Genomic DNA, 21980 nt, shown 5'->3' on the forward strand with positions numbered 1-21980 from the left:
TCCCGTGCTGTCGAGGCAGAGCAAGGTCGAGCAGACCGAGCATCTGGTCGACGCCGCCCTATGGCTGGGTGAGACCCCCGGCCTTGACGAGGTACTGCACGTACGGAAGCGGTTCGGTTCCGGAGGGCGTCAGGATGGCTACTGAGACGTGCGCATCCCGGAAGACAGCCATGACCGTTTGGTATCCGAGCATCGAGCCGATGTGGCCCACGGCGTCTATGTTCCATCTGGCGAAATACCCGGCGCTGAAGTCAATGGTGCCGAGGCCGTATGGCGCGTCGTCGGGAAAGTCGGTCATCTGTTCAACGGATTTCTTGCGCAGGACGCGGGAGCCGTACAAGTCGTATCCCCAATGTGCGACCGCCTCCGCATCTCCGGCTACAGCCCCAGCCGCGCCAACGACGGTGGCCAGGGCGCGGCAGGGAAGCCACGGTCCCGCGGTTGCGCAGCTCTTGATGTCGCTGCTCGCTGCTGGGTCCGGCGCTGCAGCGGCAAGTGGTGGAGGAAGACTGTGCGCGTCCTGGTAGGCGAGGCGGTCCAGGCCCAGCGGCCCCCACAGGTCAGTCTTGAACGCGTCGGCGAGCGTTCGACCGCTCGCCTTTTCGATGATGAGGCCCAAGAGGATGTAGTTCGTGTTGTCGTCGGCGAAGGTCTTGCCCGGAGGATCCTTCGCCGCCGGGACGTACTTCAGGTACTTCTGGGTCGTCCACCGGGCGTCGCGGTCACCCAGTGGCGCATCCACGGATGCTGCGACACCGCTGCGCTGTGCCAGCAACTGTCGGACCGTGACACCGTTCGACACCTGGGGGAGGTCGATGTACGCCGAGGCGGATCGGTCCAGATCGATCTTGCCCCGCTCGGCGAGCAGCATTACCTCGGCCGCCGTGAACGTCTTGGTGATGCTGCCCAGCGCGAGTCCGGATCCAGGTACCAGCGCGACCCCACGCGCATCGACCCCTGCCGCACCGCCCCACACCCCTTGAGGGGTGGCAACTGCGGCAGTCACCCCTTTCAGCAGCCCCGTCGCCACCCACCGGTTGATCTCGTGTTGCAGCTTGGTGATCCGGTCAGCCGGGAGCGCCGATGTCGGAAGCTGCGACCAGACCGCGCCGGTCGCCGCCGTTGAGGTGGTAGGGGTGCCCGTGACGCTGCCAGCGCCATGCCCCGGGGAGCAGGCCATCAGCAGCCATGACAGCCCGACGACCGCGCCGGCGCGACCCCATGACCTCATGCCGGGACCTCATGAGCGGGTCGCCCGGACACGGGGTAGCTCGGGCACACCACTCTCAGGCACTGGCGTGGGCGCCAAGGCGTCCGAAGGTTCGGGGCCATGTCGCGCTCTTCGTTATGCATCTCGTACCAGCCGTCGTGGCCATCTTCCGCTACAGCGAGCGCAACCGCGCCGCCGCTCTTCCTGTCCGTCCGGGCAGCGCCCCCGGGCGGCCCATCCAGTCTTCACCCCTCAATCTCAGAACTATCAAGCACTTCGACTGTCCTCCGAGCCGCGCCGACGGGCCTCCGCCCAATGGCGTAATGGGAACACCGCGGCCGGGGGGCGAGGAGGCGATCAAGGCTTGGCCGCCTGCAAGAGCCAGGCGTTGCAGGCCCGGTATACGGGACTGGCGCACTCCGAGATCCTTCTCAAACCCAGCCCCTGCCGGCGAGGCGCTCCAATGGGTCCTCAGCGGTCGGTGGATCCTCAACCGACAGCGCGCCGACTCCAGCGGAATGAATACCCCCGGAGGCGGCGGCCCGGGCCCGGACGGCGGCGGCGGGTAACCCGCCGCGCGGCCGCAGCAGGTAGGACAACAATAGAGCGGCGAACGATCCTTGGCGGTGCACGGAAGCGCGATCAGACCTGCACACCGTCATTGCTGACACCTCATGTCACTCACTGCAGGGGGATACTGGCGGTGAACGGGCCCGCGCCCCGGCCCGCCCGGAAGGTAGCGCCCCATGTGGATTTGGTTCTGGATCATCGCAGGAGCGCTACTCGTGGTCCTACTGACTTGGGCCGCGCTCTGGGATCGGCGACACACCCTCGATCGTGACAGGCTGCCCGATCACACGAATGACCCGCCAACGCCCAAGAACGAAGGATGGTAGCTCCGCCATCACGGCCCATAACCGCCTCGCCCGCCGCGTCTTGACACAGGAGGGAGCCACGAGTGGTCGGCCGATCCGCCCTGCTGGCGCACGGCGGGAAGCGCTAGATCTGGCCTCAGGGCGACGAACTATCTGGGACGTCGTGTAGGTCCTGCGTCGCAACATGATGACCCTTGGCATCCCGGCGACCCGATGGGACGATACGGGGAGAGTGGTTGCATGCGCGGCCGGAAGGACCATCGCTATGTGGTTCGGGATCATCGCGGGCATCTTCGTGGTCTTGCTTGTGATTGGCGCTTGGTTGTGGGATCGGGGCCACGGCACGAGCGGAACCAGAATAGAAATCGCTGATCGACGCCCGGACTCAGATCGACCCGGCGTCGGGTGATTGGGCCAGGAGTCCTATTGCCGAACACTTGCGCCACGGCAACAGGGCCACGCCTGGTATGGCCGCTCGGGCGCTGGTGCTGGCTTCCAAGAAGGGCCCTGAGGTTTGCAGGCCGCTCAGATTGAGGGTCGAGACCTCAGGTCCATGAGAAAGGGAGGGCACAGGAGACCCGCTTCGGCGGCGGCTTGTCGGGTGCGTCATTCTGTCGCGAGCCGGGCGGGTGGCACCCGCCGCCTCGTCCTGAGGACACTCCCACATCGCGACCGAGAAGTGTTCGCGGTGATCATCGGTCGGCCCAGCTGCCAAAGCCGTGGTCCCCGGTGCCGGCGGGCTCGCTGCAGGCTATGTCATGAAGTCCTTGAGCCACGCCGGTTGGACGACGGCAAGCGTGATGAGTGCGCAGTCGATCGCCAGCCCCAGCATCAACCGCGCGTCCCAGTACGCGACGATCAGGACAAGCGAGATGGCTCCCGCGAGGACAGCCAGCACCGGCCACGCTGTTGCCAGCCCCGGTGCGCCCCACACGGCCAGAGCCAGCGCTGCGGACGCCACGATCGTGGCCGCAATGAGCACCCCAGCGTGTGCACCAAGCCGTGGGCCAGAAGCAGGATTCCCGCAACGATCCGCACTGCGACCATCATTGACCCTTCATCCCATTCGCTAAGTCCGGTTCACTATCCATCTGACCCGAGGTTCGCCACGCTTATCAGGGTCAAGGGGCCCAGTGAGGGCGCAGGAGGATGGCTGCATCGACCCAGCCTCATCCCACGTTGGTATTTGGTGTCTCGCACGAGGGCACCGCAAACCGAGGTGCGAGCTCGGTTCGGATCTCCACGTGGCGCGCCAGGAAGGCTCGCTCGTCCATCCGCTTCCTTCGAAGCCAGCTGGTGACCTCGGTGTTGCACTTGCTCGCGTTGCACGAGCGACAGGCCGGCACCACGTTGTCGAGCGTGTACCGCCCACCACGGGATATCGGCAGGACGCAGTCACGCTGAAGCGGCTCACCGGTGGCGCCGCAGTAGGCGCATCCTCCCCACTGAGCCTGCAGTATCGTCCACTGGGCCTCGGTCAGATCGTGGCTGGCAAGGCTCATGCGGCGCGTCCGCCTACGGGCCGCCCGAGCCTTGCGAGTTCTGCTCACCGTCACCTCGCCAGCGTAGGCATCAAGGGCTGAATCCTCGGTTACGCATTCCCTGCAGGACGCATGTCGTGGCAGATCGAGTGCGTCACATCGCCGCCTGAGGGCGACGGCTCTTGGCTGCACGAACTGTCGGCTTCGCGACTAGTCGTGCCGACTACTTGGTCTCGGGTCCGAAGCCGGTCATGCGGATCAGCTTGGCCGGTACACCGCCGACGATCGCTCCGGCCGCGACATCCTTGGTGACGACGGCCCCGGCGCCGACGATGGCACCGTCGCCGATGGTCACGCCCGGCACGACTGTCACTGCGGCGCCGAGCCAGACCTGACGGCCGATGACGATGGGAGCTGGCGTCATGTCGGCGCGCTGGCCCGGGTCGACGCTGTGGTTCAGCGTCGTGAGCGTGCTGCCGTGGCCGATGAGGCTGCCGTCGCCGATCGTGATGCCGCCAGTGTCCTGAAAGCGGCAGCCCATGTTGATGAAGACGTCCTTGCCGAGGGCGAGGTTCTTGCCGAACTCGCTGTAGAACGGTGGGAACACGGTCACGGACTCGTCCACCGGCTTGCTGGTGAGCTCTGCCAACAGGAGCCGGACCTCGTCCGGGGTGCGGTAGGCGCCATTCAGCTCGGCCAGGATGCGCAGCGCGTCCTGGGAGGCGGCGTGCATGAACCGGTGGGCAGCCGAGCCGCCCTCGATGAGCGCGCCGCTGTTGACGTGCTCGAGGAACTCGTGCAGCTCCATGGTCAGGCTCCTGTCAGTTGTGGGAGAAGGGTGGTCAGAGCGTCGCGGTGTCAATGACGAACCGGTAGCGGACGTCGGAGGCGAGCACGCGCTCATACGCCTCGTTGATCTCGTCGGCAGCGATGACCTCGATCTCCGCCCCGATCCGGTGCTCGGCGCAGAAGTCGAGCATCTCCTGGGTCAGGGCGATGCCGCCGATCATCGAGCCGGCGAACGAGCGACGCCCGCCGATCAACGAGAACACGTTGACGCTCAACGGGTCTGCGGGCGCACCGACGTTGACCAACGTGCCGTCGACGGCGAGCAGGCCGAGATAGGCGTCGAGGTCGATGGCGGCGCTGACCGTGTTGACGATGAGGTCGAACTGGCCGGGCAGCTGCTCGAAGGTCGACGGGTCGGAGGTGGCGAAGTAGTGGTCCGCGCCGAGGCGCAGCCCGTCCTTCTGCTTCTTCAGCGACTGCGAGAGCACGGTGACCTCTGCGCCGAGGGCGTGGGCGATCTTGACGCCCATGTGGCCGAGGCCCCCGAGCCCCACGATGGCGACCTTCTTCCCGGGGCCGGCGTTCCAGTGCCGGAGCGGGGCGTAGGTGGTGATGCCGGCGCACAGCAGCGGAGCGGCGGCAGCCGGGTCGAGGCCCTCGGGCACGCTCAGGACGAAGTCGGCGTCGACGACGACGTGGGTCGAGTACCCGCCCTGGGTGGTGGTCCCGTCCCGATCGGTCGCGGCGTACGTGCCGACCATGCCCTCGAGGCAGTACTGCTCCTCGCCGCGCGTGCAGCTGGCGCACTCGCCGCACGAGTTGACCATGCAGCCGACACCGACGCGGTCGCCGACCTGGTGGCGGGTGACGTCGGCGCCGACCTCGGTGACGAGGCCGACGATCTCGTGGCCCGGCACGACGGGGAAGGGCTGCGGGCCCCAGTCTCCGTTGACGGTGTGGATGTCGGAGTGGCAGATGCCGGCGTACTCGATCTGGATGAGGACGTCGTTCGCGCCGACCTCACGGCGCTCGATGGTGGTGGGGGCCAGGGGCTGGCCGGCGGACGGTGCTGCATAGGCGTTGACGCGCAAGGGGTTTCCTTTGTGAAGAGTGGTACGGGTGAAAGGGAGGGAGGGTGGGGCTCAGGCGCCGTACTCGGTGTCGGTGACGTGGTCGAGCCAGGTCACGACCTGGCCCTGGTCGTCGGCCTCCTGGATGGCGACGTGCGCCATGAACCGGTCGGCGGTGGCACCGTGCCAGTGCTCCTCGTTCGGCTCGATGTAGACGACGTCGCCGGGACGGATCTCCTGCGGCTCGCCGCCGCGTCGCGCGACGTACCCGATGCCGTCGGTGACATAGAGGGTCTGCCCCTTCGGGTGGCTGTGCCACGCGGTCCGCGCGCCCGGCGTGAACCGGACGTGCGCGCAGCCCACGGTCGACTGCTCGTCGGGGTTGCGGATGCCGTCGATGAAGACGGTGCCGGTGAACCAGTCCGCGGGGCCGGTGGCGCTCTGGCCACCGCTCTTCGTGAACTTCATGGTGGGCTCCTTCGTGGTGCGACGAATGGTCGAAGGCATGCTCGCGCAGCCCGGACCTCGTCCTGGGTAGTGCATGGATGGGTACAGCGCGGGCGCCGGTCGGCGCCCGGGTGCGGCTAGGGCTTACCTGTCCGCTTGAGCTCGTCGGCGAGCGTCCGGGCCTCACCAGAGATGAGCTCGGCGCGGGCGTCGTCACCTGCGGCGACGGCGCTCCAGTAGTCGATCTTCAGCGCGACATACCGCTGTCGCAGGACCAGTTGCTCCGCCTCGCAAACGAGGCGGCGCTGCTGGTGGGTGAGCAGCTCAACCTGCTCACCGGCGGCGGCCGGGCCGACACGGCCGTTCTTGACGTACTGGCGCATGTCGCTCACGGACATGCCAGTCGCAGCGAGGCAGGCGACCCACATGATCTGGTCGAGGTCCTCCTCGTCGTAGACGCGGTGACCGCTGGTCGCGCCCCGACCCACCGGGGCGATGACGCCGATGGACTCGTAGTAGCGCAGCGTGCTGGCCGACAGCCCCGTCAGGGCCGCGGCCTCCTTGATCGTGTACTCGCGCCGGGCGACCAGAGAACTCATGTCAACCACGCTAGGAACTTCAAGTACTTGAAGTCAAAGCCTCTTCCGCGGGGAGAGCGCACTTCGCCAAACACCTCATCAGCGCCCCCGCAAGAGGTGCGTCACTTCGCCGCGAGCCGATCAACGAGTCTTCAGGACCTCGAATAGGGACGGCCTGAGCCCACCCGTCTCCGTCTTCCGGAGTGGCCAGCCCACCACGCCGGTTCGCGCATCGACCGGCGTATCGACCGCTCCGGCATCGTCCCCTTGGGGTCGCGCAGCGGCCATCTCATGAGCCGGGCTCCCGGGACCGCTTGCGGGGACGCAGCGATGCTCAACAGGACGGCTCCGGCGTCGAGGTGTCGGAGAGCGTGCAGGCGCTGATGTCCCCCCGCTCCAGCCCCGGACTCAGCTGTTGTCGAGTTGTTGGGCGAACATCACCAAGATGCCGCTGGGTCCGCGGAGATAGGTGAGCTTGTAGACGTCCTCGTAAGTCGCGACCCCACGGAGCGGGTGGCAACCGTGCCGCGCGGCGATCGCCACCGCCTCGTCGACGTCGTCCACCGTGAACGCGACGCGGTGCATCCCGATCTCGTGGGGTCGGGTGGGTTCCGTCGGGATGGCGTCGGGGTGGATGTACTCGAAGAGCTCAAGGCAGTTGTTGCCGTCCGGCGTCTGGAGCACAGCGATCTTCGCGTGGTTGCCGTCCAGCCCGACGGCGGTGTCGGCCCACTCGCCACTGACGGTGTCGCGGCCGAGGACGCTCAAGCCCAGGTCGGTGAAGAAGGCGATGGTCTCGTCGAGATCGCGCACAGCGATGCCGACGTTCTCGAACTTGATGGGCATGGTTTCTCCTTGAGGTGTTTGGTGCGGACTGGGCACGGCTTGGTAGCGCCCGAAGTGGACGGTTCAGTCGCCTGGGGTTAGCAGGACCAAGGGGATCTGGCGGTCTGTCTTGCGCGCGTAGTCGTCACACAGCGGGAAGATGCGCGCCATCATCGGCCACAGGGTGTCGCGCTCGCGTCGGTCGCGACGCGGGCGCGGGCAGTGAACCGCTCAAGCGTCCCGATGTCGAAGCTCGAGCGCGTCGCCGATGCTGCCGAGGGCCGCGAAGACGTCGTCGGACCAGGAGTCCTCCAGTAGCAGCATCGACTCTCCACCCATGAAGCCCAGGCCGATCAGTGTCGCGACGGTGCGTGGCGTGAACGGGCCGAGGTCCCCGAGCTCGTCGGCTGCTTCGATGACCACCTGCTCGAGGAGCTCGAACCAGGAGCGGAGCAACCGGGTGACCTCGGCGCCGATCGCTTTGTCGCTCCAGCCGGCCGCGATCATCTCCTGCAGCATCCGCACGTAGCCGGAGGCGAGGTCGTCCCTGAGGAAGTCGCAGGCCTGCCCATATCGCAGGTGCAGCGGGACGTCCGCGCCGTACATCGTCTGCTGGCGTTGAAGCAGCTGAGCGTTCTCCTGGGCGAGCAGGGCAAGGATCAGGCCTTGCCGACCGCCAAAGTGGTAATGGATCTGGCTCAACGGCACGCCCGCGCGCTCGGCGACCCTTCGCGTGGAGAGGTTGGCGTGTCCGTCGGCGAGCAGGCATTCCCTTGCCGCGGCGATGAGCTTGTCGCGGGTGTCGGCGGCCATGGAAGGCTCCTCCAAGGTCTTGTCGGTCGGTCGACCGAATGCTAGCCTACCTTGATTCGGTCGATCGACCGAATCAAGGTAGGAGCACACAAGGAGGACGCCATGCCGCTGATCGAGGTCAATGTCATCGAGAACGTGTTCACGCCGGAACAGAAGCGGCAGATCATCACCCGACTCACCGACGCCATGGTCGAGGTCGAGGGCGAGAACATGCGCCCGGTCACCTGGTGTGTCGTCCGTGAGGTGGCCAGCGGGGACTGGGGCATCGCCGGCAACCCCCTGACCACTGCTGACGTGCGCGCCCTGGCGGCCGGCGCCCCCGCCACCGTCTGACGCCTCTGGACGATGACTGCCGGACCCGCCGGGAGGGAGCATGGACCATGACCGTGAAGTGGGCGAGGGCGGCCGGTCGACGGCCACGGGTGCTCTACCTGTCCTCGCCGATCGGTCTGGGACATGCCCGGCGGGACCTGGCCATCGCCCAACAGCTCAGGGTGCTGCGACCTGATGTGCAGTTGGACTGGCTGACGCAACACCCGGTCACCCGGGTCCTGCATGACGCCGGTGAGCGGGTTCACCCGGCCTGCACCTGGCTCGCCAGCGAGTCCGCACACATCGAGGCTGCGTCCGGCGAACACGACCTGCACGTCTTCCAGGCGATCCGCGAGATGGACGAGGTCCTGGTCAACAACTTCATGGTGTTCAACGATGTGGTGGAGCAGACGCCGTACGACCTGGTGGTGGGTGACGAGTCGTGGGACGTGGACTACTTCCTGCACGAGAACCCGGAGCTGAAGCGCTTTTCCTACGTATGGCTGACCGACTTCGTGGGATGGCTGCCGATGCCGGACCGGGGGGAGCGCGAGCCGCTGCTGACGGCGGACTACAACGCGGAGATGTTGGAGCAGCGGGCTCGCCATCGCCGGGTGCGGGACCGGCAGATCTTCGTCGGCAACCCCGAGGATGTGGTCGACCTGCCCTTCGGTCCTGGCCTGCCCAACATCCGGCGGTGGACCGCCGAGAACTACGAGTTCGCCGGATACGTCACGGGCTTCGAACCGCCCACCGACCACGAGATCGCGCGGTCACGCCGTGAGCTGGGGTACGCCGTCGAAGACGTCCTCTGTATCGTCGCCGTAGGCGGTTCGGGGGTCGGGGAAGCCTTGGTACGGCGCGTGCTCGACGCTGTGCCCCTCGCTCGGGCCCAGGTCCCGAACCTGCAGTTCCTGATCGTCACCGGACCACGGATGGAACCAACGTCCCTGCCGTCGGTGGACGGCGCCACCCTGCGGGGTTACGTGCCGGACCTGTACCTCCGCATGGCCGCCGCAGATGTCGCGGTCGTCCAAGGTGGTCTCACCACCACGATGGAGCTCGCTGCGGCGCGGGTGCCGTTCATCTACGTTCCCCTGCGTCACCACTTCGAGCAGAGCATCCACGTCCACCACCGACTGCAGAACTACCGCGCTGGTCGACGCGCGGACTACGACGACGTCAGCAGCCCGCAGTGGCTGGCCGAGGCGATCGTCGAAAAGATCGGTAGTGAGGTCACCTCATTACCGGTGGAGTCCGGCGGCGCCCAGCGCGTGGCCACCATGTTGGAGGAGCTGCTGTGAACGACTCGGATGCGATCGTGGCCACCGCGCTGGACTACTTCGAGGGCTGGTACGACGCAGACCTCGCACGCGTGGACCGCGCACTACACCCTCAGCTCGCCAAACGTCACGCAGCCCGTGTGAGCGGCCACGACCCAGGCGTGACCACGAAGGAGCGCCTCCTCGAGCTCGTCCGCGGAGGTGGCGGAGCCGAGGACAAGACGCAGGACCCGATCGAGGTCGCCGTGGTCGACATCCACCACGACATCGCGGCAGCGGTGGTGCGCTCGGCGCAGTACCGCGAGTACCTGCACCTGCTGCGGACCGCCGACGGGCGATGGGAGATCGTCAACGCGTTCTGGCAGTTCACCGACCCTGACCAAGCGCTGCCGGAATGAAGCCCCTGGCGCCCGACATCTCAGGGTTCGTCGACAGCGAGGGCGTGCGGATCCACTACGAGGTGAGCGGTAGCGCGTCCGCCACCATCCTCCTGCTTCCGACCTGGACCATCGTGCACAAGCGCATGTGGAAGGCGCAGGTGCCTTACCTCTCGCGACACTTCCGCGTCGTGTCGTACGACGGACCCGGCAACGGACTCTCCGACCGCCCTGCAAAGGGCGCCGCCTATCACCACGACGTGCAGGTCCGCCACGCACTGGCCGTCCTCGATGCCACGGGCACCGACAGCGCCGTGCTCATCGGCCTCTCCCAGGGGGCCGCTTGGGCACTGCAGCTCGCCGCACAACACCGCGACCGCACCTTGGGTGCCATCTTCATCGCCGCCTCCCTCGCCATCACCGAGGGGCACCCCGCCCGCGCCGCCACATTGCGGCCGGCAGACCTACCACCCTCGCGTGTGCCAGCCCTCGAGTGCGACCCGCCGCAGCACTGGGGCAAGTACGACCCGGCCTACTGGCGCAACCACTACGAGGACTTCCTCTGGTTCTTCTTCGGCATGTGCTTCCCCGAACCCCACTCGACCAAGCAGATCGAGGACTGCATCCGATGGGGTCTCGACACCACTCCCGAGGTACTCGTCGCGGAGGCCGACGCTGCGCGTCCGACCAAGGAGGCCATCGAGGACTGGTGCCGCACCGTGTCGAGTCCCTCGCTGGCGATCCACGGCGACCACGACCTCATCAGCCCAATTTCCCGCGGGCGACGCCTCGCGGAGCTGACCGGCGGCGACCTCATCGTCCTGGAGGGAGCTGGCCACCTTCCCATCGCGCGGGACCCGGTGAAGCTGAACCTGCTCATCCGGGACTTCGCGCTGAGTGTCAGCCGGTGACGGACATGGCGGCTTAGGGCGCGCGGCCCGCCACACCCGTCTGTCGTAGTGCGAATGCGGCTTCTGCGGCCCCTCCTTGGGGTGAGACCTTTTGCGCACCACAGGCCTTCGGGAGAACGCCTTCAGGGTGCAAGGCGCTACCTGTGGGAACCGTGAGCGAATCGGGACAGGCAGAGGAGAGGGCGACATGGCGAGTCGCGAAGATGCCGCGCTGCTCGTGCAGCTGGCGCAATGGGGCGCCGCCATGGGTCTCGAGGAGGCCCAGCAGGCGGTGTGGGCGGACGAGTTCGACCCGGAAACGGCCTCCGTCGACGATGTGCTGGTGTCGCGGGTCCTCGTCTGGGGCGAGACCATCGGGACGCTGACCAAGAACGAGATCTTGGACGCGGACCTCGTGTTGGACTGGATCTGGGTCGCGGGAATGTGGTCCCGCGTCGGCCCGGCGGCCATCAAGCTTCGCGAAAAGCACGGTGTGCCGGAGCTCTACGAGAACTTTGAGGCTCTGGCAAGCAAGCAAGGCAGCTGACCAAAGCCTCCGGCTGGACGCGATCTCGCCCGCCGAGATTCACATGCGGTGCCACTGTTGTCACGGGTTCAGTGCAGGTTGGCGCTCCACGTCATGAGACGAGATTGATACGCGGTGCCGAGGTCAGGACGAAGCCTGCCCTTGCGTAGATCTGGTGGCCCTCGGATGGTCCTCGTGACGGGCCGCCCCGATCGGCCCCTCCGTGGCGACTGGGGTGCGACTTCCAGCCCTCCCTCAGGCGTCACGCGGCCACGATGTCCCGGATCCCGGCGTGCCCATGGCCGCCGTCCACATGGCCCGTGGAGGGTGACACGGGGCGCGAATTCGGTTGCCCGTCAACTGTGGCCATGTCACGCTCGCGAGATGTCCAGCAGCATCGCCGACGAGCTCTTCCACCGATTCGGCGAGACTGCCCTCGCCGTGACGAAGGAGCGTCCCCAGGTGGACCCGGCGATGGTCCAGGACATCTTCGACGAAGCGGCGACCATGCTGCACAACGGACTTGCCCTCGACCACCTGGATGACCACGACGCCGACATCGTCATCTCAGAGCTGTGCGTGGCCCTTGCAGAGGCGGATGTGACGACCGCGCTGTTGACCCGGTTCTACGCCGCCACCGACAAGACCGAAGGCCTGCACGACCCGACAGGGGTTGCCCTGGCCTACGAGAACGTCCTGAGGATCTTGCAGCTCTGACGCCTTCGGTCTGACCCCGCCGAAAGTCGTTTGGCGATGTGAGTCGATGTCGTCATGCTTCCACCATGAGCGACTACCTCGAGAGCGAGCGCCTGGTCCTTCGCCAGTTCACAGCCCAGGACGCGGACCTGCTGATCGAGCTGGACAGTGACCCCGCAGTGATGCGGTTCCTCACCGGTGGCGAGCCGTCGATGTCCGACGATGTCGTGCGGGACCAGGTCATCCCGGGCCTCCTCGCCGCCTATGACCGGTGGGACGGTCGGTTCGGACTGTTCGCGGCCCACGAGAAGGAGACGGGCGCCTTCATCGGTTGGTTCTGCCTGCGCCCGGAGCGGTCGGGGCCGCTGGACGAGGTCGAGCTCGGCTACCGGCTCCGTCGGGACGCCTGGGGGAAGGGGTATGCGACCGAGGGCTCGACGGCATTGGTGGACAAAGGCTTCTCGGAGCTCGGTGTCAACACTGTCTGGGGCGAGACCATGGCGCTCAACGTCTCCTCCCAGCGGGTGATGGAGAAGGTGGGCATGTCTGTCGTCGAGTCGATCCCCACTCCCGACGACATGCTGGGCGTCGAGGGCTCGGAGCGTGGTGGCTTCCGGTTCGAGATGACGAGAGAGCAGTGGGCTCGACGATGACAGGCTCGTGCGCGCCGGACTAGGACCTCGCGTCTCCACGCAGCCAGCGAAGGGCCCGCTGACCGAGCGCTTCCGGCTCTGGACCAACCGCGGGCGCAATGGCCTGCGGATCGGGCCGACCGCCCTGCTCATAGTGGCGCAAGGTCTCGATCACCTGGTCGAGGAAGTCGTCGACCTCCCGCTCGTCGTACCCGCGACGAAGCTTCGTTGACCTGAAACGGTGACTTCGGGCCGGCGAGGGCGGCGCCTGCGGCCCCGGTCGACCGCCCTGCTCGTAGTAGCGCAAGGCCGCCACGACCCTGTCGAACATGTCATCGACCTCGCGCTCGTCATACCCGTCCCGGAACTGCGTCGAGGTGAGCGTCTTGTTCAGGACGTCCTTCGAGGTCAGCATTCGACCATCATGCGCCCAACCAGGGCTCTGGCCGGGACGTTGGCGACGACCCACCGGCTGAACAACAGCCGGCTAGCCACTGCGGACGCCCCTGATGCTGGTGGGTAGCCGGGTCCTCGTGAGCCGGCGGATGATGTTGGTATGCCGTCCGAGTCGCAACCGCTGGTCACACCGATTGGCCCGGATGACCGGGAGTGGGTCGCCAACATACTCGTGCAGGAGTGGACCTCGACGGCCGTGGCGCGACGGGGCGAGCTCGTCGAGGCGGCTGGTCTGCCGGGCTACGTGGCCAGGTTGGGTGGCCGGCCTGTCGGGTTGGTACTGGTCGACGTACGGGACCGGGAGTACGAGGTCGTGGCCATCAGCACCACTGCGCAGCGGCGTGGCATCGGGCGGGCGCTGATGGAGCGGTGTTTCGCTGAGGCGCGCGCGACAGCGTGCCGGCGCGTGTGGCTCGTGACGACGAACAACAACATCGCCGCCATCGCGTTCTACCAGCACGTGGGCATGGACCTGCAGGCACTGCACCGGCATGCGGTACGCATGTCGAGGAGCCTCAAGCCGACGATCCCACTTCGTGGTGCCACCGGAGTCGCGATCGACCACGAGCTCGAGTTCGAGCTGCTCCTCCCCAGCTAGCCTCGTGGCCGGTGTGAAGCGCGGAAACCCGTGTCAGTTCGCCCCGAGCTCGGCGTCGATCGCCCGAGCGAGCTCAGCGACGACCGGCCACGCCCCGTGCGAGCTGTTCCCGAGCACAGTCACCGTCGTTCGCGCCTCGACGAGGTGCGTGGACCGGAACGACACCCCGGCGTCGAACCCCTCCAGGATGAGCGCCGGGTGCGTACGGTGGATCCAGAACCCCATTCCGTAGCGCTTGTTCTCCTGTGGCACGTCGTTCCGTGGGCGGGTCATCTCCTCCACGCCCTCCCGAGTGACGATGCGCCCATCGAGCATGGCCAGCCAGAACTGATGTACGTCCTCCGCGGTGGTGAACGCGCCTCCGTCGCCGTTCCCGAGGACCGGCAGGTGCAGGGTGTTCGCCAGGTTCCCCTCGTTGAACACGTAGCCCAGCGCAGCGTCGGCCGGTAGGTCGTTGAGCGGGAGGAAACCGGTGCGCCGCAGACCTGCCGGCTCGATCACCAGCCGCCGCACCGCGTCGTGGTACGTGCTCCCCGTGGCGCGCTCGAGCAGGATCGCGAGCACCATGAAACCGCCGTTGCAGTAGGCGAACCGCTCGCCCGCGGGAAACTTGTGGGGGTGACCGTCAAGCATCGGTAGAAACGCCTCGGCCGTCCTGAGCTCGTGCACCGGAACGGAGAGGACGAAGTCGGAGACCTTCCAGTCGCTCGCCTCGTCGAGGTAGTCGCCGATACCCGAGGTGTGCGTGAGCAGGTGCTCGATCGTGACGTCGTCGTCGACCAGCGGCAGGTCGTCGCCGAGCAGGCCACGCACCGGGTCATCCAGCCGCAGCACTCCTTCCTCGACGAGCCGCATGACGGCCAGTGCAGTGAACCCCTTACTGCCGCTCGCGATCGCGAGCCGAGCCCCGGGCGTCATCGGCGCCTGCAGGGCGCGGTGGACGAACCCTTCACATCGCTCCAGGACGCGTTGGTCGCCGACATCCACGGTCACCACGCCGGTGAACCCTTCGGCGTCGACTGCTTCGTCGAGTGCTCGAGGATCGATCTGCATACCGCCCCCTCATGAGCCATCGCGCTCAACGCTTGTCACTGTTCACTCTGCACGCTCGCCCCGAGACGGCGAAAGCGATTTGTACCCTGCGTCTCACCGCAGTGAGTGGTGCGAACGGTCAGACGAGCTCGCCGCGCTTCCTGGACAGGTACGCACGCTCAGCGGAGTTCTGGGTCCCAGCGAGGGCAGCGCCATACGCGTCCCGGGCCTCGGTGCTGCGGCCGAGCCGGCGGAGCAGGTCGGCTCGCACGACGTGCCACGGGTGGTAGCTCTGGAGCGGGAGGCGGTCCACCAGCGCCAGGGCGACTGAGGGGCCGTCGAGCTCGGCGACGGCGACCGCGCGGTTGAGAGCGACGATGGGTGAGGGATCGAGCCGGACCAGCTGGTCGTACAGCGCGACCACCTGCGACCAGTCGGTGTCCGCCGCCGTGGGGGCGTCGGTGTGGACGGCGTTGACAGCTGCGAGCAGCTGGTAGCGGCCGGGCCGGTTGATGGCCAGGCACTCGCGCACGAGGGCATGACCCTTGGCGACGAGCGCCGGGTCCCAGCCTGCGCGGTCCTGCTCGTGGAGCGGGACGAGCTGGCCGTTCCGCACGCGGGCCTCGCGACGCGCCTCGATGAGCAGCATCATCGCGAGCAGGCCCGTCACCTCCGGCTCGTCGGGGAGGAGTCCGCGCAGGACCCGGGTGAGCCTGATGGCCTCACGCGTGAGCTCGGTCCGCACCGGGTCGCCGTCACCGCTGGCGAGGTAGCCCTCGTTGAACACGAGGAACAGCACCGCCAACACGGTGCCGAGCCGCTCCGGCAGGTCGGCGGCCTCGGGCACGCGGTAGGGCACGTTCGCCGCCGCGATCTTCTTCTTGGCCCGCGTGATCCGCTGCGCCATCGTGGTCTCGGGCACCAGGAACGCCTGCGCGACCTCGGCGACCGTCAGACCACCGAGCAGCCGCAGGGTCAGGGCGATCCGAGCCTCCGGCGCCAGGGCTGGGTGGCAGCAGGTGAAGATGAGCCGCAGCCGGTCGTCCTCGACCGGACCGGTGGGCTCGTGGGCGGTGCCGTCGTACGTCATCAGTGCCGCCTGGTGCTTGGCGTCGCGCTTGCTCTCGCGGCGGATCCGGTCGATCGCACGGTTGGCGGCAGTGGTGGTGAGCCAACCGCCGGGGTTGGGCGGCACGCCGGTCTCCGGCCACTTCTCCAGCGCCACGACGAGGGCCTCGCTCGCCGCCTCCTCGGCGACGTCGATGTCACCGAACCGGCGGACCAGCGAGGCGATCAGGCGGCCGTACTCGGCGCGGAAGACCCGCTCGACAGCCACCGCCCCCTGGCGTCCGGGCCCCTGCGGGCCCGGGTCGTGAGCCGACACGTCGCGACCGTCCCGGCTCAGGCCAGCCCCTCGAACGGCCGGACCTCGACCTTGCCGCGGCAGGCCTTGGAGCCCTCGGCGGCGAGCTTGATCGCCACGTCGAGGTCCGGGGCGTCGATCACCCAGAAGCCGCCGATGTACTCCTTGGCCTCCAGGTAGGGCCCGTCGGTCACCACTGGGGTCTCGCCCTGGCCGTCGACGACGGTCGCGGTCGTCGCCTGCTCGAGCCCCCCGGCGAACACCCAGTAGCCGTCGGCCTTGAGCTTGTCGTTGAAGGCGCCGGTCGCGGCGAACGCCTCCTCCATCGCCTCCTTGGAGCCGTACTCGCCGAACTCGTTGCGCTCGGCGGGGCCGTGAACGGAAAGCAGGTAGTGCGTCATCTCGGTACTCCTCGTCTCTGGGGCGGTCCGGGCGACCGCCTCCACCCTCTCCACGAGCGGGCTCACGCCGATACGACAACCTGCCACAGAAGGATCCGTCCCGGAGTGGTTCGGCGACCCGCAGGAGAGGGCTACTCGCTGACGCGCACGTCGCAGGAGAGGTCGGCGAGGTAGACGAGGCTGCGACCGCTGGGGTCGAGCCTGACGGGGGGTTGGTCCTTGCTGGCGGTGCGGATGTCCAAGGAGCTCGACTGGCTCGTCTCTGCGGGGTCTTTGAGGGTCAGCTCGCACTGGGTGTTGCCACTGGGCCAGTTCTGCACCTCCACCGTGACCGGGCCGGTCGCGGCGAAGGCGTCGGTGTCACCACGGTAGGCAGAGAAGACAGCGGGCAGTCGGGCTTCTCCAGGCGTGGCCCGGGTGACGACCTGGCAGGCGGTGTCGTTCACGGTCCAGGTGAAGGAGCCCGCGTACGGGATCTGGTAGGAGTGGGTGCCGTACAGGCCGTCCCACGACCACGAGTTGTCGGATCCGTTCCTCGCGAGGGTGACCGCGCACCCGTTGTCCTGCCCGGAGATCCGGTCGTGGACCTCGAACCGCCAGGGGCCGGACGCCGTGTAGCTGCTGCCTCCTGCGTGGCTGCCACCTTCTCGTTGGCTGTTCCAGGCCAGGCCCCCGACAACGGCGCCGAGGCCGACCACCCCGGCCAGCGCGCCGTAGCGGACGCGTCGTGAGGACGTCCACTGCCGCCACCGCGACGCAGCCTCCGAACGCCCCGCCTCTGCTTGCGCCGGTGGCGGTCCCGTGGAAGGCCGACCGCTGGCAGACGACTGCGGTGGAGCATTGTGGGCTCGCAGGTGGTTCCTGGCCCGTTCCGCCACCTCCGGCCGGTCACTGCGCGCCACGTGGTCGAGGGCCTGGCGCGCGGCGAGGACGCGCGCCGGGTCCGGATCGGACAACCACTCGGCGAGCGCGTCGACGGCGCCGGACCGGACGGGGAGGTAGGAGCTCTCCAGCGACGACGAGATACCCGCCGGCAGCTCGGCCGGGGTCACGGTGACGCCGCGCGGGTTGCGGGCCAGCACGATGGTTCCCTCGGCGCCGTACAGCCAGCGTTGAGGTGTCTGGGCAGCATCGGAGGAGCGGACCTTCTCGTACGCGTAGCCGTAGGCGTCCTCGACCGACACGTACCCGTCGCCGTCCAGGTCGGCCGAGCCTGTGCGGATTCCCTCGACCAGTGCGTGGGTGAACACCGAACCAGGCATGTCGTGTCCGGGCACGGGCTGGCCCTCGAAGGAGTACTCACTCCCTCGGGACGCGGTCAACACGACCCGACCACGCCCCGGTCCGAGGAAGCGTTCTCCCAGGCCGAGCTCGTCTCCGCCCTTGGCGCCAGCCGCGAACGCCCCGCTGAAGCAGCAGTCGAGGATCAGGACCTGGCGCTTCGCGCGGCACTCCTCGAGCTGGTCGAGCAACCACTGCGCCTCGAGGCCGGTGGCGGCCAGCCGGTCCTTCCTGGTGTCGCTCGTGGCGAAGTACAGCCGACGCCGGAGGTCCATGAGGCCGTGGCAGGAGAAGTACACGAGGACGAGGTCGTCGGGTCGGCGCTCGGCGAGGAAGTCGGCGACGGCGATCCGCACCGACTGGGCCGTGGCGTCGACCATGGAGGTGACGCTGAAGCCACCGATGGCGGGGTCCGCCAGGACGCGGCCGAAGTTGTCGGCGTCGTGGGCCGGTGACCGCAGACGGCCCAGCGCAGGGTCCTGGTACGCCTGCGTCGCGACGACGAGGGCGACTCGCTGCTCGTCGGGCAGGTCAGGAGCTGGTTGCGTGTCGGGCGAGCCAGGCATCGATGATGTGCTCCTGCTCGGCGGCGGTGATGCCGTTGAGCTTCAGGGTGTCCCCGCCCATGGTGACCTCGACGTCCCTGCTGCGCCGCCCGGCCCAGCCGCGGAGCAGCTCGATGACGGCCCGCACCGTCTCGACGGAGCCCACCTGGACGGCCAGCCAGCCGGCCAGGTCGACGACGCCCTTGGCGCCCACCGGGGACTCGCCCGGGGTCAGCGTGCGCACGTCCTCGACGTCGAGGTCGAGGAGCTCTCGGCGCAGGAGAGCCGCCTGGTCGAGCAGGTCCCCGTCCTCGTCCCCGTCGACCGGTCGCACCTGGACGACCAGACCATCGCCGGCGTCTGCCATCTCCCAGATCCTTTCGGAGTCACCATCGATACTCCTCCGCGGTGGCCGACCCGGTAAAGGCCCAGCCTCACCGCTCGTCGTGGACGAGCAGGAACGGGCCGCCGGTGGCTGCCGCCTGGACTTCGAGGTAGGGCTGCTTCTGGTCGAGGTCGTCGGTGGAGTGCAGGGAGCCGATGGCCCTGAGGGCGTCGACGAGGGTCTGGCGGGGGACGGCGGTGGCCTCGCTCTCGCCGTGGACCCCGGGGCGGGTGGACATCAGGCTGGTCAGGGGTGGAACGGTCGGGGGACGCTCCTGCCACAGCGCGTAGAGGCTGCGCGGGGTGGCGTTGCGGCTGCCGTGGTGGCCGACCTTGTAGAGGTCGACGTCACGCAGCGTCGCCCGGAGGTCGGGGTGGGCGGCCAGCTTGTCGAGGGTGTACTGCCAGTTCTCGATCTGCGCGTCACCGGGGAAGAGCAGGCTCAGGTTCCCGACGTGCAGCAGGAGGATGAGACTGGTGTTGTTCAGGACGTCGTCGAGCCGGTGGACGAGGCGGGCGGCCGAGTCAGAGCGCTGCCCTGCCAGCCGTTCGACGAGCCAGCGGACTGGCCCCGGGCCGAGGTCGACGTCGGAGAGTGCTCCGGTGGACCCCGTGGACCCCGTCGACCCCGTGGACCCGGTGGCGCCGGTGGACCCGCGGCCCCCGGTGGGGCCGGCGACCGACGCCAGCGAGGCGCGCAGGCGCAGCATCCAGAACTCGTCCTTGTCGTCCTCGCGCTGGCCGGTCACGGCCGGCGACTGCTCGACGGTGGGCGGCCCGAGCACGGTGACGGTCAGACCGGGGATGAGGTCGGCGGTGTCGGGGTCGCTGCCGGCGTGCAGGTACCGGCCGCGGCCCGTGTCGGAGAGGGTGTCGAGGAGTCGGACCGCGTCTGCGTTCTTGAGCTGCTGCTCGGCAGCCAGGCGCACGTCCTCGTGCAGTCCGGCGGTGCTGGCCAGGTGCTCTGCGGCGGCCTGCACGCCGGCGAGGCCGGCGGCGAAGGACCGGGACCCGGCGCCGAGCGCAGGGTTGCCGTCGGTGTGTGCCGGTCCGGTGGCGTCGGCCTGGAGGGTTGGGTCCTCGGTCCACGGACGGAGCACCCGCGCGGGGGAGAGCCGGCGGAGGGTGGCCTCCCCGGTGCTGTCGCCGAACCCGGAAAGGTGGTCCTTGTGCCTGTGGGTGAGGGCGAGGACGTCCAGGACGCCGTGGGTGTGCTCCTCGATGAGTGCGGCAACGTCACGCATCCGCCCCTTGGCGCGACCCTCGCGGGCCGAGCGGGAGGAGCCGTAGTCGATGAGGAGGTGCCGCTCGGCGCGCCCGTCCGGGAGGGGCTCGTCGTACTCGACCGTGACGAGGAAGCAGTCGCCGAACCCGACCTGGTACATCCGGACCCGGACGGTGACGGGGGTGCTCACCAGGCCTCCCCGGACATCGTCTCGGTGTTGTGCAGCTCGGCGAAGGCCTGCCCGCGTGCGGCGCCGTCGGAGAAGCCCAGCCGGTGCCTGGTGTCCTGTCGTCCGGTGCGCTGGAGGTACTCCAGCCGGCGCAGCTGCCGCCACCAGTCGTCCAGGTCCTTGTGCAGGTGCAGCTTGAGGTGGCCGAACTGGTCGAACACCAGGGTGCCGCCACCCAACAGCTGGATGGGGGTGTCGGGGTCGATGCCCTCGGGGACGTTGAGCCCAGAGATCCGCTCGAGCTCCCCAGCACGGAGCTCGAGCATCTGCACGTAGGTGGCGACGCTCTCGGAGACGATGAGCCCGTCGGGGCCGATCCGCTGGCTGGGCAGGACGGTGTCGACCAGCGTGTAGTACTGGGGGTCCAACCCGAGCCGGCGAGCGTTCCGCCACAGGAAGCGGTAGACCTCGTCCCTGCCCGAGCGCAGGGCCGCGAAGTTGATGCTCAGGTAGCTCGGCGGCGCCTCGACGTCGAGTGCCTTGTCCTCCCAGTCGTCGGGGACGGTGACCCCGGCTCGGGTGAAACGGTCGACCAACATGCCCCGGTAGTCCAGGTCGTCGTCGGGGGCGACCGCGACGTCGGCAAGGAGGACGGCGTAGAGCAGGTCGGGCAGCTCGAACTCCACGGGAGGCAGGTAGTCCAGGCCGCGGATGAGCATGGTGAGCAGCTGGGTGGCAGCCTTGGCGCCCTCCTCCGCGGCGCGGGCCCGGTCCAGGCTGGCCCTGGCGTGGTCCTCGCCGGGCGGGAAGAGCGCGACGAGCCGCTTGAGCCAGATGTCCAGGAGCACGTCGAGGACCACGGCGACGAGGACCTCGCCGCGGCGGTGCGGCTCTGCGAACTCAGGCAGGTCGGCCCAGTTCGCCGGTGGCGGGTCGAGGGCGGAGTGGCGCAGTGCGCCGCGACCGTGGCTCAGCACGTGCCCTATCTGCTCGGCGACCCCGGTGAGGACGCCGCGGCGAAGCCGCTCCAGGGTGACCTGCCGCCCGCTGATCCTGCCGTTCTTGTCTGCGGGGCCGAGGGCCTGCTCGACGACCGGCCGCATCGAGAAGACCGACAGCAGGGCGACCATGTCGGCGAGTCCTTCGTGCAGGGCGGCCTGGTCGGGCAGGCCGGGCTCGAGGTACCGGCGTCGCAGCCCGTCGAGGACCGCGTGGGTGGTCTCGTGCACGACGACGTCGTAGCTCAGGCACGTGTACACGGGGCCGGACCGCCCGACGGCCGGGACGTACCCGAACAGCAGCGACCGGTCCTCGTAGGAGTAGTACGCGTTGGCCTCGGCGAAGGCGTGCGGGACCAGGTGCAGGTGGTGGCCGGGGAACCCCCAGGGGAGCCGGCGCCCGAGCGCCGACTCGAACGTCGCCAGGGTGCGGGTCGCGACCGTGTACACCTGCTGGGCGTGGAAGGCGAAGCTCCTCACCAGCTCGGTGTCGGACGCGTCCGCGTAGGGGTCCTTGCCCGTGATCGCGGGGTGCAACCGGTACTGGCCGGAGGAGGCGTCGAAGTCGACGACGTGGAACCGCGGCCCCCGCGGGCCGTCCTCCACCCGGTCCCACGGCACCCGCACGGTGGCGGTCAGGATGGAACCGTCGTCCCCGGTCACCGACGGGTCCTGGGCGATCACCCGCAGGTCGATGTGCGTACGGGTCGCCTGGGTCCCCACG

25 protein-coding genes are annotated in these 21980 nt (G+C 68.5%); 8 read left to right on the forward strand and 17 right to left on the reverse strand.

The genetic code is table 11. From position 1 onward, the window contains the following. Positions 1-58 precede the first annotated feature (58 nt). The 9 genes from ASG70_RS02895 to ASG70_RS02930 all read right to left on the reverse strand — a co-directional run bounded on the left by ASG70_RS02895 (position 59) and on the right by ASG70_RS02930 (position 8088). Positions 59-1231 (reverse strand): serine hydrolase, encoded by a 1173-nt coding sequence (locus tag ASG70_RS02895; RefSeq protein ID WP_056882356.1) that lies wholly within the window; start codon positions 1229-1231, stop codon positions 59-61. A 1605-nt stretch (positions 1232-2836) separates the two neighbouring features. Further along, complete coding sequence (locus ASG70_RS02900) at positions 2837-3067, reverse strand: hypothetical protein (protein WP_056882357.1); 231 nt, start codon at positions 3065-3067, stop codon at positions 2837-2839. Between the two features lie 187 nt (positions 3068-3254). Then, positions 3255-3587, reverse strand: coding sequence for an HNH endonuclease signature motif containing protein (locus tag ASG70_RS18750; RefSeq protein ID WP_082590015.1), 333 nt, complete (start codon positions 3585-3587; stop codon positions 3255-3257). Between the two features lie 202 nt (positions 3588-3789). After that, positions 3790-4374 carry a DapH/DapD/GlmU-related protein gene (locus ASG70_RS02905; RefSeq protein WP_056882358.1) on the reverse strand — a complete coding sequence of 195 codons (585 nt, stop codon included), beginning with the start codon at positions 4372-4374 and terminating at the stop codon, positions 3790-3792. Between the two features lie 34 nt (positions 4375-4408). Then, on the reverse strand, positions 4409-5446 hold the full coding sequence (locus ASG70_RS02910; RefSeq protein WP_056882359.1) for an NAD(P)-dependent alcohol dehydrogenase: 1038 nt from the start codon (positions 5444-5446) through the stop codon (positions 4409-4411). Between the two features lie 51 nt (positions 5447-5497). Further along, a complete protein-coding gene (locus ASG70_RS02915; RefSeq protein WP_056882360.1) occupies positions 5498-5893 on the reverse strand; it encodes a cupin domain-containing protein in 396 nt (131 codons plus the stop codon). A 116-nt stretch (positions 5894-6009) separates the two neighbouring features. After that, entirely contained in the window at positions 6010-6471 is a 462-nt protein-coding gene (locus ASG70_RS02920; protein WP_056882361.1) for a MerR family transcriptional regulator, read from the reverse strand. A gap of 387 nt (positions 6472-6858) precedes the next feature. Continuing rightward, positions 6859-7296, reverse strand: coding sequence for a VOC family protein (locus tag ASG70_RS02925; protein WP_056882362.1), 438 nt, complete (start codon positions 7294-7296; stop codon positions 6859-6861). Between the two features lie 210 nt (positions 7297-7506). Continuing rightward, positions 7507-8088 (reverse strand): TetR/AcrR family transcriptional regulator, encoded by a 582-nt coding sequence (locus tag ASG70_RS02930; RefSeq protein WP_056882363.1) that lies wholly within the window; start codon positions 8086-8088, stop codon positions 7507-7509. Positions 8089-8190: 102 nt separating this feature from the next. Here ASG70_RS02930 and ASG70_RS02935 point away from each other — a divergent pair, with 102 nt between their 5' ends. The 7 genes from ASG70_RS02935 (at position 8191) to ASG70_RS02965 (ending at position 12825) form a co-directional block, all read left to right on the forward strand. After that, complete coding sequence (locus tag ASG70_RS02935) at positions 8191-8421, forward strand: tautomerase family protein (protein ID WP_056882364.1); 231 nt, start codon at positions 8191-8193, stop codon at positions 8419-8421. A gap of 47 nt (positions 8422-8468) precedes the next feature. Beyond that, on the forward strand, positions 8469-9704 hold the full coding sequence (locus ASG70_RS02940; protein WP_056882365.1) for a glycosyltransferase: 1236 nt from the start codon (positions 8469-8471) through the stop codon (positions 9702-9704). Continuing rightward, positions 9701-10081 carry a nuclear transport factor 2 family protein gene (locus ASG70_RS02945; RefSeq protein WP_056882366.1) on the forward strand — a complete coding sequence of 127 codons (381 nt, stop codon included), beginning with the start codon at positions 9701-9703 and terminating at the stop codon, positions 10079-10081. Before ASG70_RS02940 ends, ASG70_RS02945 begins: the two co-directional genes overlap by 4 nt. After that, positions 10078-10971 (forward strand): alpha/beta fold hydrolase, encoded by an 894-nt coding sequence (locus ASG70_RS02950; RefSeq protein WP_056882367.1) that lies wholly within the window; start codon positions 10078-10080, stop codon positions 10969-10971. Before ASG70_RS02945 ends, ASG70_RS02950 begins: the two co-directional genes overlap by 4 nt. Positions 10972-11158: 187 nt before the next feature. Continuing rightward, a complete protein-coding gene (locus ASG70_RS02955; RefSeq protein WP_056882368.1) occupies positions 11159-11497 on the forward strand; it encodes a hypothetical protein in 339 nt (112 codons plus the stop codon). A 363-nt stretch (positions 11498-11860) separates the two neighbouring features. Continuing rightward, positions 11861-12193 carry a hypothetical protein gene (locus ASG70_RS02960; RefSeq protein ID WP_056882369.1) on the forward strand — a complete coding sequence of 111 codons (333 nt, stop codon included), beginning with the start codon at positions 11861-11863 and terminating at the stop codon, positions 12191-12193. A 65-nt stretch (positions 12194-12258) separates the two neighbouring features. Continuing rightward, complete coding sequence (locus ASG70_RS02965; protein WP_056882370.1) at positions 12259-12825, forward strand: GNAT family N-acetyltransferase; 567 nt, start codon at positions 12259-12261, stop codon at positions 12823-12825. A gap of 19 nt (positions 12826-12844) precedes the next feature. Here the strand turns inward: ASG70_RS02965 and ASG70_RS19800 are convergent, their stop codons facing one another. After that, the gene (locus ASG70_RS19800) at positions 12845-13219 is read right to left on the reverse strand and encodes a DivIVA domain-containing protein (protein WP_056882371.1); all 375 of its coding nucleotides are present in this window, start codon (positions 13217-13219) and stop codon (positions 12845-12847) included. 213 nt (positions 13220-13432) lie between these two features. Here ASG70_RS19800 and ASG70_RS02975 point away from each other — a divergent pair, with 213 nt between their 5' ends. Next, complete coding sequence (locus ASG70_RS02975) at positions 13433-13858, forward strand: GNAT family N-acetyltransferase (RefSeq protein WP_235531311.1); 426 nt, start codon at positions 13433-13435, stop codon at positions 13856-13858. Between the two features lie 33 nt (positions 13859-13891). On the opposite strand, the gene ASG70_RS02980 is transcribed toward ASG70_RS02975, so the two are convergent. The 7 genes from ASG70_RS02980 to ASG70_RS03010 all read right to left on the reverse strand — a co-directional run bounded on the left by ASG70_RS02980 (position 13892) and on the right by ASG70_RS03010 (position 21979). After that, entirely contained in the window at positions 13892-14911 is a 1020-nt protein-coding gene (locus tag ASG70_RS02980; protein WP_056882373.1) for a serine hydrolase, read from the reverse strand. A 118-nt stretch (positions 14912-15029) separates the two neighbouring features. Next, on the reverse strand, positions 15030-16274 hold the full coding sequence (locus tag ASG70_RS02985; RefSeq protein ID WP_056882374.1) for an RNA polymerase sigma factor: 1245 nt from the start codon (positions 16272-16274) through the stop codon (positions 15030-15032). A 17-nt stretch (positions 16275-16291) separates the two neighbouring features. After that, positions 16292-16579: a YciI family protein gene (locus ASG70_RS02990; RefSeq protein ID WP_235531341.1), complete on the reverse strand. Its 288-nt coding sequence runs from the start codon at positions 16577-16579 to the stop codon at positions 16292-16294. Positions 16580-16785: 206 nt separating this feature from the next. Further along, entirely contained in the window at positions 16786-18501 is a 1716-nt protein-coding gene (locus ASG70_RS02995) for a caspase family protein (protein ID WP_056882376.1), read from the reverse strand. Then, a complete protein-coding gene (locus ASG70_RS03000; protein ID WP_056882377.1) occupies positions 18467-18847 on the reverse strand; it encodes a hypothetical protein in 381 nt (126 codons plus the stop codon). Before ASG70_RS03000 ends, ASG70_RS02995 begins: the two co-directional genes overlap by 35 nt. Positions 18848-18914: 67 nt before the next feature. Further along, positions 18915-20279 (reverse strand): hypothetical protein, encoded by a 1365-nt coding sequence (locus ASG70_RS03005; RefSeq protein WP_056882378.1) that lies wholly within the window; start codon positions 20277-20279, stop codon positions 18915-18917. Next, positions 20276-21979 (reverse strand): hypothetical protein, encoded by a 1704-nt coding sequence (locus ASG70_RS03010; protein ID WP_056882379.1) that lies wholly within the window; start codon positions 21977-21979, stop codon positions 20276-20278. The genes ASG70_RS03005 and ASG70_RS03010 overlap by 4 nt, the downstream gene beginning before the upstream one ends. Position 21980: the final 1 nt, after the last annotated feature.

The organism is Phycicoccus sp. Soil748 (assembly GCF_001428025.1).
GTDB lineage: Bacteria > Actinomycetota > Actinomycetes > Actinomycetales > Dermatophilaceae > Pedococcus.

Bases quoted from the DNA above. Each gene is read 5' to 3' on its own strand.
- ASG70_RS02895 (WP_056882356.1), bottom strand. From the start codon at position 1,231: ATGAGGTCATGGGGTCGCGCCGGCGCGGTCGTCGGGCTGTCATGGCTG.
- ASG70_RS18750 (WP_082590015.1), bottom strand. From the start codon at position 3,587: ATGAGCCTTGCCAGCCACGATCTGACCGAGGCCCAGTGGACGATACTG.
- ASG70_RS02905 (WP_056882358.1), bottom strand. From the start codon at position 4,374: ATGGAGCTGCACGAGTTCCTCGAGCACGTCAACAGCGGCGCGCTCATC.
- ASG70_RS02915 (WP_056882360.1), bottom strand. From the start codon at position 5,893: ATGAAGTTCACGAAGAGCGGTGGCCAGAGCGCCACCGGCCCCGCGGAC.
- ASG70_RS02920 (WP_056882361.1), bottom strand. From the start codon at position 6,471: ATGAGTTCTCTGGTCGCCCGGCGCGAGTACACGATCAAGGAGGCCGCG.
- ASG70_RS02925 (WP_056882362.1), bottom strand. From the start codon at position 7,296: ATGCCCATCAAGTTCGAGAACGTCGGCATCGCTGTGCGCGATCTCGAC.
- ASG70_RS02930 (WP_056882363.1), bottom strand. From the start codon at position 8,088: ATGGCCGCCGACACCCGCGACAAGCTCATCGCCGCGGCAAGGGAATGC.
- ASG70_RS02935 (WP_056882364.1), top strand. From the start codon at position 8,191: ATGCCGCTGATCGAGGTCAATGTCATCGAGAACGTGTTCACGCCGGAA.
- ASG70_RS02940 (WP_056882365.1), top strand. From the start codon at position 8,469: ATGACCGTGAAGTGGGCGAGGGCGGCCGGTCGACGGCCACGGGTGCTC.
- ASG70_RS02950 (WP_056882367.1), top strand. From the start codon at position 10,078: ATGAAGCCCCTGGCGCCCGACATCTCAGGGTTCGTCGACAGCGAGGGC.
- ASG70_RS02955 (WP_056882368.1), top strand. From the start codon at position 11,159: ATGGCGAGTCGCGAAGATGCCGCGCTGCTCGTGCAGCTGGCGCAATGG.
- ASG70_RS02960 (WP_056882369.1), top strand. From the start codon at position 11,861: ATGTCCAGCAGCATCGCCGACGAGCTCTTCCACCGATTCGGCGAGACT.
- ASG70_RS02965 (WP_056882370.1), top strand. From the start codon at position 12,259: ATGAGCGACTACCTCGAGAGCGAGCGCCTGGTCCTTCGCCAGTTCACA.
- ASG70_RS19800 (WP_056882371.1), bottom strand. From the start codon at position 13,219: ATGCTGACCTCGAAGGACGTCCTGAACAAGACGCTCACCTCGACGCAG.
- ASG70_RS02980 (WP_056882373.1), bottom strand. From the start codon at position 14,911: ATGCAGATCGATCCTCGAGCACTCGACGAAGCAGTCGACGCCGAAGGG.
- ASG70_RS02990 (WP_235531341.1), bottom strand. From the start codon at position 16,579: ATGGAGGAGGCGTTCGCCGCGACCGGCGCCTTCAACGACAAGCTCAAG.
- ASG70_RS02995 (WP_056882376.1), bottom strand. From the start codon at position 18,501: ATGCCTGGCTCGCCCGACACGCAACCAGCTCCTGACCTGCCCGACGAG.
- ASG70_RS03000 (WP_056882377.1), bottom strand. From the start codon at position 18,847: ATGGCAGACGCCGGCGATGGTCTGGTCGTCCAGGTGCGACCGGTCGAC.